Origin of the sequence: Kineosporia corallincola (genome assembly GCF_018499875.1) — a bacterium.
GTDB lineage: Bacteria > Actinomycetota > Actinomycetes > Actinomycetales > Kineosporiaceae > Kineosporia > Kineosporia corallincola.
Map to the genome: position 1 here is coordinate 178,949 of NZ_JAHBAY010000001.1, position 16,690 is coordinate 195,638.

Below are 16,690 nucleotides of genomic sequence, written 5' to 3' on the forward strand. Positions count from 1 at the left end.
TCCTTGTTGTGCGTACTGAGGTCAGTGTCGGTGGGATTGGAGGGGACTCAGTCTTCCCAGAACTTCCAGACGGCCTCGCCCCGGTCCCACATCTTGTTCAGCTCGGTCCAGTCCCGGTAGGTGTCCATACCCAGCCAGAAACCCTCGTGCCCGTTGAGCGAGAGCTGGCCGTCGCGGGCCAGCTGCTGGAGCGGCTGCTGCTCGAGCATCATCGAGTCGTCGTCGATGGTGGCGAGGTACTTGTCGATGAAGCTGCGCTCGAACATGAAGAAACCGCCGTTGACCCAGCCGGTCGCCAGGGTCGGCTTCTCGTTGAACTCGACGACCTGCCCGTCCTGCACGTGCATCTCGCCGTAGCGGCTGGTCGGGTGCACGGCGGTGACGGTGCCGATGCGGCCACCGGCCCGGTGGGTCTCGACCACCTTGGTGATGTCGACGTCACCGACGCCGTCACCGTAGGTCAGCATGAACTGGTCGGCCTTGAGGTACTCGGCGACCTTCTTCACCCGGCCGACGGTGCCGGTCTGGAGACCGGTCTCGACGAAGGTGATCTCCCAGTCCTCGACCTTGCCGGCCGAGTGGAACACCGGCGCCGCGCCGTCGTGGGTGAGGGTGAAGTCGCCCGCGGTGTGGCGGTAGTCCAGGAAGTACCGCTTGATCACGTCGCTCTTGTAACCCAGGCAGATCACGAACTTCCGGAAGCCGTGGGCCTGGTACATCTTCATGACGTGCCACAGCACCGGCCGGCCGCCGATGTCGACCATCGGCTTGGGCAGCTTGTCACCGCTGGCCTCGCGCAGCCGGGTACCCATGCCACCGGCGAGCAGGACCACGGGGATCTCGGAGACGGGCAGCTGTTCAGTCACAGAAAATTCCTCGCACGATGGTGTGTGAATGGTCGGATTCATAGGAACGTCGCACCAGCCGCGGCTGCGCGGGGACCGGGCGACCAGTATGGACGCCCGCGGCCTGGCCTCGCGGCTGGTGCCGGGGCCGATGACCGGTTCGGCCCAGAGAACGGGCCGGGGCCGGTGCCCTCGTGGGGCGCCGGCCGGCGGACCGATCAGCCGCCTTCGGCCCGGATCACGGACATCGCCGTCCGCATCAGGATCTTGATGTCGAGCCAGAGCGACCAGTTCTCGATGTAGTAGTTGTCGAAGCGGGCGCGCTCGGCGATCGAGGTGTCTCCTCGCAGGCCGTTCACCTGGGCCAGACCGGTGAGGCCGCAGGGGACCCGGTGCCGCGCCACGTAGTGCGGGTGCTGGCTGCGGAACGTGGCGACGAAGTGCGGCCGCTCGGGGCGCGGCCCGACGAGGCTCATGTCGCCGCGCAGGATGTTGAACAGCTGGGGCAGCTCGTCCAGCGACGAGCGGCGCAGGAACTTGCCGACCGGGCCGAGCCGGTCGTCGAGCGCGATGTTCCAGTTGGTCTGCGACTCGGTCTCGTCCACCGGCTTGAGCGAACGGAACTTCATCACCGAGAAGTGCTGGCCGTCGACGCCCACGCGCTCCTGCTTGAAGATGATTCCCGGACCGCCCTCCCAGCGCACCAGCGCGGCGATCAGCGTCATCAGCGGCGAGAGGCACAGCAGCGCGAAGCCGGAGAAGGCGATGTCGATGGCCCGCTTCACCTGCCAGGCGCGGCTGCGGTAGGCGGCGCGGCGCAGGCGGATCAGCGGCATGCCCCAGGCGGTGTCCATCTCGGCGCCGATGTGGTGCAGCTCGAACAACCGGGGGACGACGAAGATCTCGCAGTGCAGGCGGTCGCAGGTCCGGATGATGTCGACCAGCTCGGACTCACGCATCGATCCGAACGCCACGATCACGTTGCGCACCTGGTGGTCGAGCAGGACCTCGACCAGCTGCTCGGGCCGGCCGAGGATGCGGTGCGAGGCGCTGACGCCCGGCCGCGGCGGGTCGATGTCGAGGAAGCCGATCGGCTGGAGGCCGTACTGCGGGTGCTGCGACAGCGACTCGGCCAGGTAGGTGCCCACCCGGCCGGCGCCGAGGATCAGCGTGCGGTGGGCGATGCGGCCGGTGCGGCGGGCGTAGCGGACCAGGGCGTAGGCCATGCTGCGCAGGCAGACCGTGGCGATACCGGTGACGGCGGCCGCGATCAGCAGCTTCCAGTCGACCATCTCGACGTCCCAGCGCAGCTGGTTCAGCGTGAGCTGGCCGGTCACGGTGAGGGCCAGGACGACCAGGAGTCGGCCCGACAGCGCCGGGATGTCGTCGAGGATGCCCGGCGACAGCCGTGAGCGGTACAGGCCGCCGGTGGCGTAGGCCGCGATCAGCAGCACGGTGAACAGGCCCATGATCGGCCGCACACCGCCCGAGGCGAGCGCACCGGCCAGGCAGGCGACCAGGTCGAGCAGCACCAGCAGCGGGCGGATTCCGGCTCGCACCAGCGGCCCGGTCCAGGTGCCGGCCGGCGGGTCGTCGTCCTGCGCGCCGTTCGTGATCAGCGGTTCGGAGCCGGTGGGGGCCACCGGCGACGGGGTCCGGACCGGGGGGAGCTGAATCGGCTGGGTGGCCATCTGCTGGTTGAACGGCGCCTGCGGGCTGTACCCGGGCCGGCCGTAACCACCGGCGGACGACTGCTGGAACTGCTGGGAAGCGCTCTGGCCGGTCAGCTGCCGCTCGGGCGCGGAGTCCCCGCGTACGTCGATGATCAGCCGTGGTTCGTCCGGGCGGGCGCCGTCCGGGTCGGAGTTCCCGGGGTTTCGCGCAGCCCTACCCATCGGATCACGGAGCGTCACTACAAGCCCTCCCTGTCGCACTGTGTCGTCCGCAGCCCCGCACTGCCGTCACTGCCAAGGTACGGTCTCGCCAACTTCATCGTCAGCCAATGCGGACTTCGTTACCGCAACGCACGTGTCGAGTGACGGTGCTGGCATCCATAACTACATTGAGTAGTCACTGGAAAAACTTCCGTGTGGAAAACGGGCATTCCGAAACCTATCTTTCGGACCTTTGCCCGTCGAACCGGCGAACCCGGGCGGCGGAAAAGTCTGGCCGTTCGGCTGACGTTTGGAAACACCGTTCACCCCGGCCCCAGCGCCACGCGGAAGTACAGCGACGCTGCTGCCCCCCGGTGGTAAGCATGCCAGGGCGCCGGACGCGATGTGCCCGGGGTCCTCAAGAAAGCAGTAAGAATCCGGAAATACGCACCACTGGTAACGGGCTGTGAAACCGGCGGTGAAGCCTGGCCGCACAGCCCGTTTCCGGTTCGCCCGAATTGCGTCAGACGGTCGCGGTGATCATCAGGTCGCGCAGTTCGTCGGTGACGTACTCCGCGATGGCCATCGACGAGGTGGCGGCAGGGGAAGGCGCGTTACGCACAGCCATCACCTTGTCGAGCTTGGAGATGCGGAAGTCGTCGACCAGCGAGCCGTCCCGGTCCACCGCCTGGGCCCGCACCCCGGCCTGAGCCTTCACCAGGTCGCTCGCCTGGATCTCGGGCACGTACTGCTGGGCGAACTTCACGTACAGCTGCTTGCTGAACGAGCCGGCCATCTCGCCGGCACCCATCCGCCAGTGCTGCTGCGCGAGCTTGCGGAAGCCGGGCCACTTCAGGGTCTCGAACAGCTCGGACGGCTTGATCGAGCCGCGGGTGTAGCCCTCGCGGGCGAAGGCCAGCACGGCGTTCGGGCCGAGGTCGACACCACCGTGAACCCGCTTGGTGTAGTGCACGCCGAGGAACGGGTAGTCCGGGTTGGGCACCGGGTAGATCAGGCCCTTGACCATGTGCGTGCGCTCGGGCACGAGCTGGAAGTACTCACCGCGGAACGGCACGATCGCGGGGCCCGCGTCGTCACCGGCCCAGCGCGCGACCTTGTCGGACTGGAGCCCGGCGCAGACCACCAGCCGGTCGAAGACCAGGGTGCGGCCGTTCGACTTCACCTGGACCTTGTCGTTGTACTGCGAGATCCCGTCGACCGGGAAGTTGAACTCGATCGTGCCGCCGGCCGCCCGCACGTCGTCGGCGTAGGCGTCGGTCACGGCCACGTAGTCGGTGATCGCGGTGTGCGGCGAGTGCAGGGCAGCCACGCCGGCCGCGTACGGCTCCAGCTCGCGCAGCCCCACGTTGTCCAGCCACTTCACGTCCGGCACGCCGTTGGCCGCGGACTTCTCCTGGATCTTCTTCAGCCCGGCGATCTCGTCCTCGTTGATCGCCACGACGAGCTTGCCGCACTCGTCGTAGGGGAGCTTCTTCTCCTGGGTGTACTCCTTCAGCAGCCCGACACCGCGGCGGCAGAGCGTGGCCTTGAGCGAGCCCGGCGTGTAGTACAGCCCGGCGTGCACCACGCCGCTGTTGTGACCGGTCTGGTGGACCGCCGGTCGGTCCTCCTTCTCCAGCACCGTGACCTGGGTGCCGGGGTAGACCTCGGTGATCCGGCGGGCGACGGCGAGACCGACGATTCCGGCGCCGATGACGCCGACGTGCTGAACGGACATCTGGAGATCCTCCGAATTCGAGAAGAAGTCGAGGGTATCCAGCGGTGAGGGGTGCTCATGACCGTCGAGGGGGGACGCCGGGGGAGCGTGACCGGATCGGGGTACTCCGGAAACACACAGTGGACGAAGGCCCCTCCTGTGTGGCTGTTCTGCTCCGCGGCGGTGGGCACCCGGGGATATCCCCCCGGGGCACAGCACTCGTGGGTAGGGTCGGTTCATGACTGGTGCCCCCGCCCGGACCGCCCCCGCCCGGCGGCCCATCCTCGACACCACGGCGAAGCTCGTGCGGCGCGGTTACGTCTGTGACTACGAGGTCGGGGAGCGCCCGCTGCCCGAGCCCGACAAGGTGCTGCACTACGGCCGCACCCCGTTGCTCGCGGTCAGCACGGTCGCCTGCGTGGCCACCGACGAGAAGGTCGTCAGCCTCACCTACGACGACGGTCCCGACCCGTCGTACACCCCGCAGGTGCTCGACGCGCTGGCCGGCAGCGGCAACCGGGCCACCTTCTTCGTGCTGGTCGAGCAGGCCGAGCGCCACCCCGGCCTGGTGCAGCGGATCATCCGGGACGGCCACGAGCTGGCCCTGCACGGCATCGACCACACCCGGCTCAGCTCGCTGCCGATCCGCGAGGCCGTGGCCCGGATCAAGGACGGCAAGAACCGGCTGGAGAACGTGGCCGGCCGGCCGATCACCCTGTTCCGGCCCTGCTACGGCGCGCAGACCATGGGGCAGTACCTGGCCACCCGGGCACTCGGCATGGACGTGGTGGTCTGGTCGGCCTGGGCGCGGGACTGGGACGGCTCGGACGCCGAGACCATCGCCCGGCGTGCGGTCGGCGCCCTGCACCAGGGCGGTTTCGTGCTGCTGCACGACTTCTCGGGCGACGGCGTGGGCGCGGCCGACCCGGTCACCGGCAAGGGCCTCGACCGCGGTGAGGCCACCCGGTTGCTGATGCGTGGCATGGCCGAGAAGCGATACACCTCACGCACCGTGGGCGAGCTGCTGGCGCAGTACCCGGCGGTGCGCACGGTCTGGGCGGAGAAGCGTGACCCGAACCGCCCCGACGGCGGCTCGATGTGAGGTTCCCATGAAAAACGGGGGACGACGCCAGGCCGGCGTCGTCCCCCGTTTTTCATGAATTCACAGGCGGGGCAGCTGGATCGGGCGGGTCTCCGGCGGGATCGCCCGGGCCAGCCCGAAGATCTCGTCGTAACGGCGCCGCACCACCGGCGGCGAGAAGCGGGTGTCCCAGGCGGTGCGGGCCGCGGCCGACAGCTGCTGATTGCGGATCGGGTCGGTGGCCCGCAGCATGGCCGAGGCCAGCTCCTCGGGCGTCTCACCGATCAGCAGGCCGCTGCTCTCGGCGCCCTCGATGCCCTGCACCCCGGCCCGGGTGCCGACCACCGGCAGGGCCCGGGCCAGCGCCTCCAGCACCTTGATCTTCACGCCGCTGCCGGTGCGCAGCGGCGACAGCAGCGCGGCGCTGCCGTTCAGCACGGTGTCGAGATCGTCGACCCAGCCGAGGAAACGCACCGCACCGCCCCAGGCCTCACCCGAGGGCAGACCGGCGTCGGTGCCCGGGCCGACCACGTTGACGGCCACGTTCGGCAGCACCTGCCGCACCGGGCCCAGGCAGTTCTGGAGGAACCAGTCCAGGCCGTCGCGGTTCGGCGCGTAGTCGAAACCGCCGATGAAGGTGAACTCCGGCGCGCCGGTGTAGTGCCGCACCCGGCTGCTGTTCGGCTCACGCAGCAGCGGCGGCAGGGTGCCGATGCTGGCCCCCGGCACCTTGGCCTGGAGCCGCGCGGTCTCTTCCGGGCTGATCAGGTAGGTGCCGTCGAAGTACTCCGGCTGACGGGTCTCCGAGGCGGCCACCAGGTCGCGCTCCAGCCGCAGCAGCGGGCGGTGCACCTTGGGGTTGGCCAGCAGCTTCTTGGCCGGGCCGGGCAGCAGCTTGGCGAACTCGCCGCCCGGGTTGCCGGAGCCGCCCTCCTCCTTGAGCATCGCGTCGTAGCGCTCGGAGAACAGGTCGTCGGCGTAGAGGATGCGCCGCTTCACCTGGTGCCCGGCGGTGGCGGCGGTGGGCCACAGGGCCGACCGGTCGCGAGCCGTCTCGCCGCGCTCCAGCACGTACTGGCCCATCCGGACGGTGTCCCAGATCTCCAGGTCGGCCTCGAGCTCGTTGACCTTGGCGAAGATCCGGGTGCCCAGCGCGGCGGAGTGCAGCACCGCCTCCTGGAGCGGGTGCCGGTAGCGGCCGCCGGAGTGCTCGCCGGCGTTCTGGCCGAACCCGGCCGGCCGGAACCGCGGCGGCAGCACCACGTTGGCCAGCACCGAGGTGGCCTGCTCCACGGTGCCCGGCTTGCCCAGGACGTGCCGCTGATAGGGCACGTCGGGCCGCTGGATGTCCGCGCGGCCGATCAGGATCAGGTGGACGTTCTCCGGACCGAGCCGCTCGCAGAGGTGGTCCAGGATGCCGCCGATCACCACAGGTTTGCCGTACTTGCGCGGTTCCGGCTCAGTCGCGGTGATGAAGACCGCGCTCGAGATCGTTCCGTCGTTCGTGCCCGCATCCATGGTCAGAACCTTATCGGCGGTGCCGCCGACGGCAGCCGGGAAATCAGCCGCTCAGATCAGTCGCGTAGGCGCTGAGCGAGTTCCTGTGCCGGAGCGGCGATCGCCTCGGCCCAGGACGGGAAGGCGTGCGGCTGGTCGGCGAGGGCCTGGAGGGTGACCCGGGCCCGCACGGCGAGCGCCAGCTCGGCCGCCCAGGAGTCGGCCTCCGGACCGATCGCCGCGGCGCCGATCAGCACGCCGCTGTCGGCGTCGGCGATCAGCTCCAACCCGGCGGGCCGGTCGTCGTTCTCGTCGATCGTGCGCTCGACCGCCGACCGGGTGGTGCCGGTGACGTCGGACCGGGCGGTCAGGGTGCGCGCACCGCGCTCGGCCGCGGTCTTCTCGGTGTCGCCGACGGCCAGCACGGCCGGGTCGGTGTAGACCGCCCGGGGCGTGCCGGAGTGATCGGCGTCGCGCCCGCGGCCGAGCAACTCGTCGGCCACCACCCGGGCCTGGTAGTTGGCGCCGTGCGTGTACGGGTTGATCGCGGTCAGGTCGCCGATCGCGAACACGTCGTCCTTGAGTCGCATCCGGCGGTCCACGGACAGGTCGTCCGGGTCGAGCCCCAGGCTCTCCAGCCCCAGGCCGTCGGTGACCGGCTTCTTCCCGACCGCCACCAGCAGCCGGTCCGCCGCCAGCTGGTCGGCTCCTGGCTGGTCCGTTCCCGGCCGGTCTGTCCCCGGCCGGTCTGTCTCCGGCCGGCTGCCTTCGCCGAAACCGAGCAGCACGCCCTGCCCGTCGGGCCGCACCGACGCCAGCTCGGTGCCGGTGCGCACGTCCACCCCGAGCCGCCGCAGCCCGTCCGCCATCGCTCCGCCCAGCCAGGGCTGTTCCCGCGGCAGCAGGGTGGGCGCGGCCTCCAGCACGGTGACCCGGCTGCCGAACGAGGCGTACACCTCGGCCAGTTCGCAGCCGATCGCGCCGCCGCCGAGGATCGCCAGGCGGGCCGGCAGCTCGTCACCCGACAGGGCGGTGTCCGAGGTCCAGATGCCCGGCGTGCCGCGCAGCCCGTCGACCGGGGGGATCACCGCCTCCGCCCCGGTGGCCAGCACCAGGGCGGTGCTCCAGCGCACCGTGGCGATACCGTCGAGCAGCACCTGCCCGGGCCGGACCGAGGCACGGGCGCGCACCAGGTCCACGCCGTCCCCGAGCATTCCCTCGGCCGCCCCCGAGTCGTCCCGCCCGTGCACGGTGCGGTCTCGCACGGCCACCGCTGCGGCGAAGGCCGCCCGGTGGGCGGGATCGCCCGAGGCCCGGTGCCGCCGCGCCGACAGCAGCATCGACTTGGAGGGGACACAGGCCACGTAGGGACACTCGCCGCCGAACCGGTGCCGCTCCACCGCCAGCACCCGCAGGCCTCCCCGGGCCAGGGCGGTCGCCAGGGGTTTGCCGGCCGATCCGGTCCCGATGACGATCACCTCGTACCGGGCGCCGTCCAGTTCCGCGGGATCCATGAGGGCCTTCGTCCTCGTAGCCTCAGGTGCCATGGCCGCATGATGCCCATCACCCGGCACGTCGGCACGTCAACCCGCTCACAACAGGTGCCCCGGAGGGCGTCGGCGGTTACCGTGGAGCATGGCCGGTTTTCTCGGGAAAGTCAGCGCGTTCGCCCGCTCCCCGCAGGGCAGAAAACTGATCCAGCAGGCCCAGGCCGCCGCCAAGGACCCGGCCACCCGGGCCAAGGTGCAGGCCCAGGCCCAGCAGATCAGCAAGAAGATCAAAGACCCGGCCACCCGGGCCAAGGTGCAGGAGCAGGCCCAGGGCCTGACCCGCCGCCTGAAAGAGGCCACCGGCTCGGGCAAGGACGGCTCCACCCCGGACCCGAAGAAGACACCGGGCAACACGGCATCGGGCAACACCGCGCCCTCCAACGCCCCGGTCTACGGCACGCCGCCCTCCGAGACCCCGCGTTACGGGCAGCCCCCGCAGCACTGACGTCAGCGGATCGCCTCCGGGGGCACCGACGTCAGCGGATGTCTCCCGCAGCCGCTGACGTGTCAGCGGCCGGCCTCCGGGGCACTGACGTCAGCGGGTGGCCTCCGGGGCCGGTGCGGTGCGGGCCCGGGTGTCCGCCCGGCCGCCGGGCCCGACGGCCGCCGACGCCTGCGGCCCGGCCTGCGCCATCGCCGACTCGAACCGGACCGCCGGTCCCCGGCCGAGCCGGTGCACCAGGCCGGGCAGCAGCCCACGCGCGGGCCGCAGCAGCCGGATGAACGGCTGCCCGTACACGTACGGCGAGCGTCGCTCGATGCCCCCGATCAGCCGGTCGACCGCGGAGTCCAGGTCGTGCAGCCGTAGCCCGCTGCCGGAACGCCCGGCGGCCCGGCCCATGTCGGTGTCGGTGAACGACAGGTAGGCCACCCCGGCGGCCACGCCGTAGCCGTCCAGCTCGGTGCGCACCCCCAGCGCGAAGGCCTCCACCCCGGCCTTGCTCGCACCGTAGGCCGTGATCATCGGCGTCGGGGCGAGCGCGGCCAGTGACGCCACCTGGAGGTAGTAGCCCTGGTTGCGGATCAGCAGCGGCAGGAACGCCCGCACCGTGCGGACGCTGCCCATCAGGTTCACCTCGATCACCCGGTCGTAGGAGTCCGCGTCGGCCAGGCGTAGCGGGCCGCCCATCGCGATCCCGGCGTTGGCCACCAGCACGTCCACCCCGCTGAAACGCGCCTGCACCCCGGCGACCGCGGCGTCCAGGGCCTGGGGGTCGGTCACGTCGCACTCGAACCAGGCGGCGTTGCGGCCGCACCGGGCAGCGACGGCGGCGAGTTCGCCTGGTTCCAGGCCGAGCAGGGCCACGCGGGCTCCCCGGGCGGCGAGCCGCTGGGCCAGCGCCGCACCGATGCCTCTCGCCGCCCCGGTGATGACCACGACCTTGCCGCCGATCGGCTGCGGGATGCGCATCGCGCTGGAACTCCTCGATTCGGGGGGAGAACGGGAAAGGGCCAGGGGTTTTGGACGTTTCCACCGGTTGTCAGGAACGAAGATGCTCGCCCGTCCGTGCTTGATACTCGCCACACCTGCGGAATTACTCACGCCACAACCGGAATGCTCCGGGCCTGTGCCCGGGTTCGCACGAGTGCGACCGGGCCAGATCCCCGGCAGGACAACCCGCGATCCACAGAGGAGTCTTTGTGACCCAGCCGACGCCGTCCGCCGGACCCGCGCCCACCGACTCCGCCCTGCGCCGGGCGCTGCGCCGGGCCGAGGACGGCGTGACACTCGACCAGGCCGAGGCCGAGGTGCTGTTGCAGGCCCGTGGCGAGCACCTGGAACGACTGCTGAGGGCGGCCGGTGCGATCCGCGACGCGGGCCTGGTCAACGCCGGCCGGCCGGGCATCGTCACCTATAGCCGCAAGGTGTTCGTGCCGGTCACGCACATGTGTAACGACCGCTGCCACTACTGCACCTTCGTCAAGACCCCGCAGCAGCTGGAACGCGAGGGCAAGTCGCTGTACATGACCCCCGACGACGTGCTCCGGGTGGCGCGTCAGGGTGCGGCGCTGGGCTGCAAGGAGGTGCTGTTCACCCTCGGCGACCGCCCGGAGGACCGCTGGCCGGAGGCCCGGGAGTGGCTCGCCGAGGCCGGTTACGAGTCCACGCTCGGCTACGTGCGCTCGCTGGCGGTGCAGGTGCTCGAGGCCACCGGCATGCTGCCGCACCTCAATCCCGGCGTGATGAGCTGGGAAGACCTGGGCCGGGTCAAGCCGGTCTCGCCGTCGGTCGGGATGATGCTGGAGACCACCTCCCGGCACCTGTACGAGACCAAGGGCCAGGCGCACTACGGCAGCCCGGACAAGGACCCGGAGGTCCGGTTGCGGGTGATCGAGGACGCCGGCCGGCTGAACGTGCCCTTCACCACCGGGCTCCTGATCGGGATCGGCGAGTCGTTCGCCGACCGCGCCGAGTCGCTGTTCGCGCTGCGCCGGCTGGCCCGGGAGTACGGGCACATCCAGGAGACCATCATCCAGAACTTCCGGGCGAAGCCCCGCACGGCCATGCGGGCCGCCCCGGACGCGAACGACGACGAGTACCTGGCCGCGGTCGCGGTCGCCCGGATCGTGATGGGCCCGCGCATGCGCATCCAGGTGCCGCCCAACCTGTCCGAGCCGGAGCAGCTCGGCCGGCTGCTGGCCGCGGGCGCCGACGACTGGGGCGGCGTGTCGCCGCTCACCCCCGACCACGTCAACCCCGAGCGTCCCTGGCCGCACCTCGACGACCTGGCGAAGTACAGCGCCGCGGCGGGTTTCGAGCTGACCGAGCGGCTGACCGTGCACCCCGAGTACGCCGCGACCGGCGAGCCCTGGCTCGACCCGCGGGTGCACGGCCACGTGCGGGCCCTGATGCGCGAGGACGGCCTGGCCGACCCGAACGCGCTGCCCACCGGAATGCCCTGGCAGGAGCCGGATCCGGAGTGGGGCAGCAGCGGCCGCATCGACCTGAACGTGACGATCGACACCGCGGGCCGCACCAGCGACCGGCGCGGCGACTTCGACGACGTCTACGGCGACTGGCAGGCGCTGCGCGAAAAGGCCGTGCAGACAGGCGCTCCCGAGCGGATCGACGGTGACGTCAGCAAGGCACTGAGCGTGGCCGAGTCGGATCCGCAGGCCCTCACCGAGGATCAGGCCGTGCTGCTGGCCTACGCCGAGGGCGACACGCTCAAGCAGCTCGCCCGGATCGCCGACGACCTGCGCCGCGAGGCGGTCGGCGACGACGTCACCTACATCGTCAACCGCAACATCAACTTCACCAACGTCTGCTACACCGGTTGCCGCTTCTGTGCTTTCGCCCAGCGACGACAGGACGACGACGCCTTCACCCTCTCGCTCGACGAGATCAGGTCGCGGGTGCGTGAGGCCTGGGCGGTCGGCGCGACCGAGGTGTGCATGCAGGGCGGTATCGATCCCCGGCTGCCCGCGAACGCCTACTTCGACATCGCCCGGGCGGTGAAGGAGGCCGTGCCGCAGATGCACATGCACGCCTACAGCCCGATGGAGGTGATCAACGGGTCCACCCGCACCGGCCTGCCGATCCGGGAGTGGCTCACTCAAGTGAAAGAGGCCGGGGTGGACTCGCTTCCGGGCACCGCGGCGGAGATTCTCGACGACGACGTGCGCTGGCTGCTGACCAAGGGCAAGCTGCCCACCGCCAGCTGGATCGAGGTGATCACCACCGCGCACCAGGTCGGCCTGCCCACCTCGTCCACCATGATGTACGGCCACGTGGACAACCCCTCGCACTGGGCTCGCCACCTGCGGCTGCTGGCGCAACTCCAGGACCGCAGCATCGAGTACGGCAACGCCCGGTTCACCGAGTTCGTGGCGCTGCCGTTCGTGCACCAGAACGCGCCGATCTACCTGGCCGGCGTGGCTCGCCCGGGCCCGACCATGCGCGACAACCTGGTGGTGCACGCGCTGGCGAGAATCCTGCTGTACGGCCGGATCGACAACATCCAGACCTCCTGGGTGAAGCTCGGCGTGGAGGGCACCCGGGCCATGCTCCAGGCCGGGGCGAACGACGTCGGCGGCACGCTGATGGAGGAGACCATCTCGAGAATGGCCGGATCGCAGTACGGTTCGCTGAAGACTGTGGAGGAGCTGGAGGCGATCTCGGAGCACCTCGACCGGCCGGCCCGGCAGCGCACCACGGGGTACGGGGTGGTCGAGCTTCTCGGTTAGGGCGAAATAATGGACGACGATCAGCTTTTCAGGAGCTCATCGTCGTCCATTATTTGAAAGCCGTTACAGCGACCAGTCGATCGGGTCGGCGCCGAGATCTTCCAGCTCGTTGTTGGCCCGGCTGAACGGCTTGGAGCCGAAGAAGCCGTTGTGCGCCGAGAGCGGGCTCGGGTGGGCGCTCTCGATCAGCGGGATGTCGGGCAGCGCCGGGGCGAGGTTGCGTGCGTCGCGCCCCCAGAGGATCGCCACCAGCGGCTCGTCCCGCTCGACCAGGGCATGGATCGCCTGCGCCGTGACCTCTTCCCAGCCCTTGCCGCGGTGTGAGGCGGGGGCGCCGGGCGCCACCGTGAGCACCCGGTTGAGCAGCAGGACGCCCCGCTCGGCCCACGGGGTCAGGTCACCGGACTTCGACGGCTCGATACCGAGGTCGTCGTGCAGCTCCTTGAAGATGTTGATCAGGCTGCGCGGCAGCGGCCGGACGTCGGGCCCGACCGAGAACGACAGGCCCACCGCGTGACCGGGCGTGGGGTACGGGTCCTGGCCCACGATCAGCACGCGCACGTCTTCGAGCGGCTGCTTGAAGGCCCGCAGCACGTTCTGGCCGGCCGGCAGGTAGGTCCTGCCGTCGGCGATCTCCTTGCGGAGGAAGTCGCCCATCTCGGCGATCTTGTCCTCGACCGGGGCAAGGGCGGCGGCCCAGCCCGGGTCGATCTGCTCGGCGAGCGGTCGGCGCGTCACGCTGGCCGACATTAGCGCCACGCGAACATAGACTGCACATCCGTGCATCGCTACGACGCCGGGACCGAGGTTCTCGCCGAAGCCGTGATGAGTTACTCACGGCAGCGGATGAGCCACCAGGACGTCCCGCTGGACGGTCCGCTCAGCGCGGCCGAACTTCACGAACTGGTCGGCCAGACCATCACCCGTGAGGGCATGGGCGGTGAGAAGGCGCTACGGCTGTTCGGCGACGTGCTGGCCCAGTCCTGCATCACCACCGACCATCCCCGTTACCTCTCCTTCATCCCCTGCGCCCCGACCAAGGCCGCCACCCTGTTCGACCTGGTGGTGAGCGCATCCAGCCTGTACGCGGGGACCTGGATGGAGGGTTCCGGCGCGGTCTACGCCGAGAACCAGGCCCTGGCCTGGCTGGCCGGTCTGGCCGGGCTGCCCGAGGGGGCCGGCGGGGTGTTCGTGCCCGGCGGCACCTTCGGCAACCTGTCCGCGTTGGTGGCCGCGCGCTACCAGGCACGGCAGCGGCGGGCGGGCGACCAGCCGTCACGCTGGGCGGTCGCCGGCACGGCCAACGCCCACTCGTCCATCGTCAGCGCATGTGACGTGATGGACATCGACTTCATCGGCGTGCCGGTCGGCGAGGACGGCCGGCTCACCGGCGAGGCGCTGCGCCGAACCCTCGAACAGGCCGGTCACGACGGGGTGTTCGCGGTGGTGGCCACCGCGGGCACCACCAACCTGGGCATCGTCGACGACCTGGAGACGGTCGGCGAGGCCTGCGCCGAGCTCGGCCTGTGGTTCCACGTCGACGGCGCCTACGGCCTGGCCGGGCTGGCGGCACCGAGCGTGCGGCACCGGTTCAGCGGCGTGGAACGCGCGGACTCGTTCGTCGTCGATCCGCACAAGTGGCTCTTCGCGCCGTTCGACTGCTGCGCGCTGGTGTACCGCAACCCGGCGATCGCCCGGGCCGCGCACACCCAGCGGGCCGGCTACCTCGACGTGGTCACCGAGAACGACGAGATCAACCCGTCCGACTACGCGGTCGGCCTGACCCGCCGGGCCCGCGGACTGCCCTTCTGGTTCTCGCTCGCCACCCACGGCACGCAGGCCTACACCGATGCGGTGGAGCGCACCCTGACCGTGACCCGTTACGCCACCGAGCGCATCCGCAGCCACCCGCTGCTCGACCTGCTGCACGAGCCGGAGCTGTCGGTGGTCTGCTTCCGCCGCCGCGGCTGGACGCCCCAGGACTACCGGGCCTGGTCGGAGCGGTTGCTGGCCGAGGACAAGGGGTTCGTGGTGTCGACCACGCACGCCGGTGAGACGGTGACCCGGCTGGCGATCGTCAACCCGGAGACCGGCGAGGCGGATATCGACGTGATCCTGGACAGCCTCGGGTGAAATGACACGGCTGTGGTGCGGTTCTAGAGTGGGCGCTCCTAGGAGGAGGCGGGATGGAATCCGAACCCGAGACGCCCGTGGCGAGCGCGGCGAACAGTGCGCTGACCTCGCGCGAGGTCGAGATTCTGGCGTTCGAGCGGCAGTGGTTCCGGTTCGCCGGGGCCAAGGAACAGGCCATCCGTGAGCTGTTCGACATGACGTCGACCCGCTACTACCAGGTTCTGAATACGCTGATCGACCGACCCGAGGCCCTTGCGGCCGACCCTATGCTGGTGAAACGCCTGCGACGGATGCGGCAGACGCGACGCCGGAGCGGTTCCGCACGGTCACTGGACGCTCACGGTTGAGCACCAGAATGCGTCCGTCAGGGCACACCACAGTGATATGGCGTTCTGAGTTGCCCGGTCCGGCGGATCAGGGTCGGTAGTCTCAGGCCGTCGAGTGCCCCTGAACCGGGCGGTGCTCGTTCCATCGTTCTGGGAGTCATGCGATGACCGCCACGAGGCCTCCGGGCTACGACGACCGCTCCGCCGCACCGGTGGAGGCGAGCCGCCGCGGTGCACACCGCGCGCGGCCGAAGGCCATTGCCGCGATCCTGCCGGTGATCGCCGGGGTCGCGGTGGTGCTGCTGGTGATCGGCGCCACCTACACGGTGCTCGGCAACAAGTCGGACACGCAGACCAACACCACTGCCCAGAAGGCACTGGAAGACGAGGCCGGCTCCGGTGAGGCCACGGCTTCGGCCTCCGCGGGTGCGGACGACTCCGACGACTCCGGTGCCGACGCGGACTCCGGCGACGCCGCCGCCACCCCGGCCACCGAGGACACCACCACGGCGGCCGACGACACGGACGCCGCCACCGGCACGGTCGACCAGACGATCCCGGTGGTCGTGCTGAACTCGATCGACGTGGCCGGTCTGGCCGCGGAGAAGGCGGCCGAGCTGGAGAACCAGGGGTGGACGGTGGAACGCACCGGCAACTCCAACAACAAGGACCTGCCGAAGACGAAGATCTACTACGGCAGCGCCGACATCAAGGCCTCGGCCCAGGCCGTGCGCAAGGCGCTGGGCGGGATCGGTCAGCTTTCCGAGAACGCCGACGTCACGTCCGACATCACGGTCGTCATCGGCTTCGACGGGCAGTAGCCGCGGCCTGCGGCGTCCGTTCACCGACAGCCGAAGAGCCTTCACGGACGACGAAACACCGGCCCCGTCGTGGCCGCCGGCCGATTCACGGCCGATTCACAGACGCACCGCGCTCGTCAGCACGCCCCCGCCGGACCGGTTCCCGGCGGGGGCGTCGTGCGTTCCGGGGCCCGGGGCCCGGGATGGATGTAGCCGCCGTCGAGCAGCCCGGCCCGGCTCTCGAAGTGGTTGCGCAGAGCCGGATCACCGGTGCGGGCCCAGCTGTACAGGCAGGCCAGCCCGTAGGCCGGCAGGAAGCCGGCCGGACCAATCCAGCGTGCGTACTGTGCGGCGTGACGAGCCTCGTGGCGCAGTAGGTTCGGCCGTGTGACCAGCGCCGATTCGGGGAGGCCGAGGAGCACCACGTCACCCACCGTCATCGCCCGGCCGGCCAGCGGCAGCAGCGAGCTGTCGCAGTTCCAGGCGAGCAGAAGGCCGTGCGGCCCCTTTTTCACCCCGCTCCCGGCAAGTCTGGCGATAGCCAGACCGAGAGGGGTGGAAAGGTTGATCCAATTGATCACACGACGGGTTGCGATGAGCGCCGGGCGACTCGTGGGGCCGCGGCTCGGGGCCTCTACATAACCGCCCCGGCGTCCTGTTGAACGGATGCCGTGTTCCG

At 70.4% G+C, this 16,690-nt stretch carries 14 protein-coding genes; 6 read left to right on the top strand and 8 right to left on the bottom strand.

Features of this window, described 5'->3' with window-relative positions; translation table 11 throughout:
* Nucleotides 1–47 precede the first annotated feature (47 nt).
* The 3 genes from KIH74_RS00820 to lhgD all read right to left on the bottom strand — a co-directional run bounded on the left by KIH74_RS00820 (nucleotide 48) and on the right by lhgD (nucleotide 4,457).
* A complete protein-coding gene (locus KIH74_RS00820; protein ID WP_308113487.1) occupies nucleotides 48–866 on the bottom strand; it encodes a glucose-1-phosphate cytidylyltransferase in 819 nt (272 codons plus the stop codon).
* A 197-nt stretch (nucleotides 867–1,063) separates the two neighbouring features.
* On the bottom strand, nucleotides 1,064–2,740 hold the full coding sequence (locus KIH74_RS00825; protein ID WP_214153376.1) for a sugar transferase: 1,677 nt from the start codon (nucleotides 2,738–2,740) through the stop codon (nucleotides 1,064–1,066).
* Nucleotides 2,741–3,242: 502 nt separating this feature from the next.
* Entirely contained in the window at nucleotides 3,243–4,457 is a 1,215-nt protein-coding gene (gene lhgD / locus KIH74_RS00830; protein WP_214153377.1) for an L-2-hydroxyglutarate dehydrogenase, read from the bottom strand.
* Between the two features lie 217 nt (nucleotides 4,458–4,674).
* Here lhgD and KIH74_RS00835 point away from each other — a divergent pair, with 217 nt between their 5' ends.
* On the top strand, nucleotides 4,675–5,538 hold the full coding sequence (locus KIH74_RS00835; RefSeq protein ID WP_214153378.1) for a polysaccharide deacetylase family protein: 864 nt from the start codon (nucleotides 4,675–4,677) through the stop codon (nucleotides 5,536–5,538).
* A gap of 60 nt (nucleotides 5,539–5,598) precedes the next feature.
* On the opposite strand, the gene KIH74_RS00840 is transcribed toward KIH74_RS00835, so the two are convergent.
* Entirely contained in the window at nucleotides 5,599–7,035 is a 1,437-nt protein-coding gene (locus tag KIH74_RS00840; protein ID WP_214153379.1) for a glycosyltransferase family 4 protein, read from the bottom strand.
* A gap of 56 nt (nucleotides 7,036–7,091) precedes the next feature.
* Nucleotides 7,092–8,528, bottom strand: coding sequence for a dihydrolipoyl dehydrogenase family protein (locus tag KIH74_RS00845; protein WP_214153380.1), 1,437 nt, complete (start codon nucleotides 8,526–8,528; stop codon nucleotides 7,092–7,094).
* A gap of 121 nt (nucleotides 8,529–8,649) precedes the next feature.
* Between KIH74_RS00845 and KIH74_RS00850 the strand changes: the two genes are divergently transcribed.
* Complete coding sequence (locus KIH74_RS00850; RefSeq protein ID WP_214153381.1) at nucleotides 8,650–9,009, top strand: gp58-like family protein; 360 nt, start codon at nucleotides 8,650–8,652, stop codon at nucleotides 9,007–9,009.
* A gap of 90 nt (nucleotides 9,010–9,099) precedes the next feature.
* On the opposite strand, the gene KIH74_RS00855 is transcribed toward KIH74_RS00850, so the two are convergent.
* Nucleotides 9,100–9,975, bottom strand: coding sequence for a short-chain dehydrogenase/reductase (locus KIH74_RS00855; RefSeq protein WP_214153382.1), 876 nt, complete (start codon nucleotides 9,973–9,975; stop codon nucleotides 9,100–9,102).
* 230 nt (nucleotides 9,976–10,205) lie between these two features.
* Here KIH74_RS00855 and KIH74_RS00860 point away from each other — a divergent pair, with 230 nt between their 5' ends.
* Entirely contained in the window at nucleotides 10,206–12,752 is a 2,547-nt protein-coding gene (locus KIH74_RS00860; RefSeq protein WP_214153384.1) for a bifunctional FO biosynthesis protein CofGH, read from the top strand.
* Nucleotides 12,753–12,815: 63 nt separating this feature from the next.
* Here KIH74_RS00860 and KIH74_RS00865 read toward each other — a convergent pair whose 3' ends face one another.
* Nucleotides 12,816–13,502 carry a uracil-DNA glycosylase gene (locus KIH74_RS00865; protein ID WP_214153386.1) on the bottom strand — a complete coding sequence of 229 codons (687 nt, stop codon included), beginning with the start codon at nucleotides 13,500–13,502 and terminating at the stop codon, nucleotides 12,816–12,818.
* A 30-nt stretch (nucleotides 13,503–13,532) separates the two neighbouring features.
* On the opposite strand from KIH74_RS00865, the gene KIH74_RS00870 reads away from it, so the two are divergent.
* The 3 genes from KIH74_RS00870 to KIH74_RS00880 all read left to right on the top strand — a co-directional run bounded on the left by KIH74_RS00870 (nucleotide 13,533) and on the right by KIH74_RS00880 (nucleotide 16,032).
* The gene (locus tag KIH74_RS00870) at nucleotides 13,533–14,885 is read left to right on the top strand and encodes a pyridoxal phosphate-dependent decarboxylase family protein (RefSeq protein WP_214153388.1); all 1,353 of its coding nucleotides are present in this window, start codon (nucleotides 13,533–13,535) and stop codon (nucleotides 14,883–14,885) included.
* Nucleotides 14,886–14,938: 53 nt separating this feature from the next.
* Nucleotides 14,939–15,232 carry a DUF3263 domain-containing protein gene (locus KIH74_RS00875; protein ID WP_214153390.1) on the top strand — a complete coding sequence of 98 codons (294 nt, stop codon included), beginning with the start codon at nucleotides 14,939–14,941 and terminating at the stop codon, nucleotides 15,230–15,232.
* A gap of 143 nt (nucleotides 15,233–15,375) precedes the next feature.
* Nucleotides 15,376–16,032, top strand: a complete 657-nt coding sequence (locus KIH74_RS00880) for a LytR C-terminal domain-containing protein (protein WP_214153391.1) — start codon at nucleotides 15,376–15,378, stop codon at nucleotides 16,030–16,032.
* A 116-nt stretch (nucleotides 16,033–16,148) separates the two neighbouring features.
* On the opposite strand, the gene KIH74_RS00885 is transcribed toward KIH74_RS00880, so the two are convergent.
* Entirely contained in the window at nucleotides 16,149–16,526 is a 378-nt protein-coding gene (locus KIH74_RS00885; RefSeq protein WP_214153398.1) for a hypothetical protein, read from the bottom strand.
* Nucleotides 16,527–16,690 lie beyond the last annotated feature (164 nt).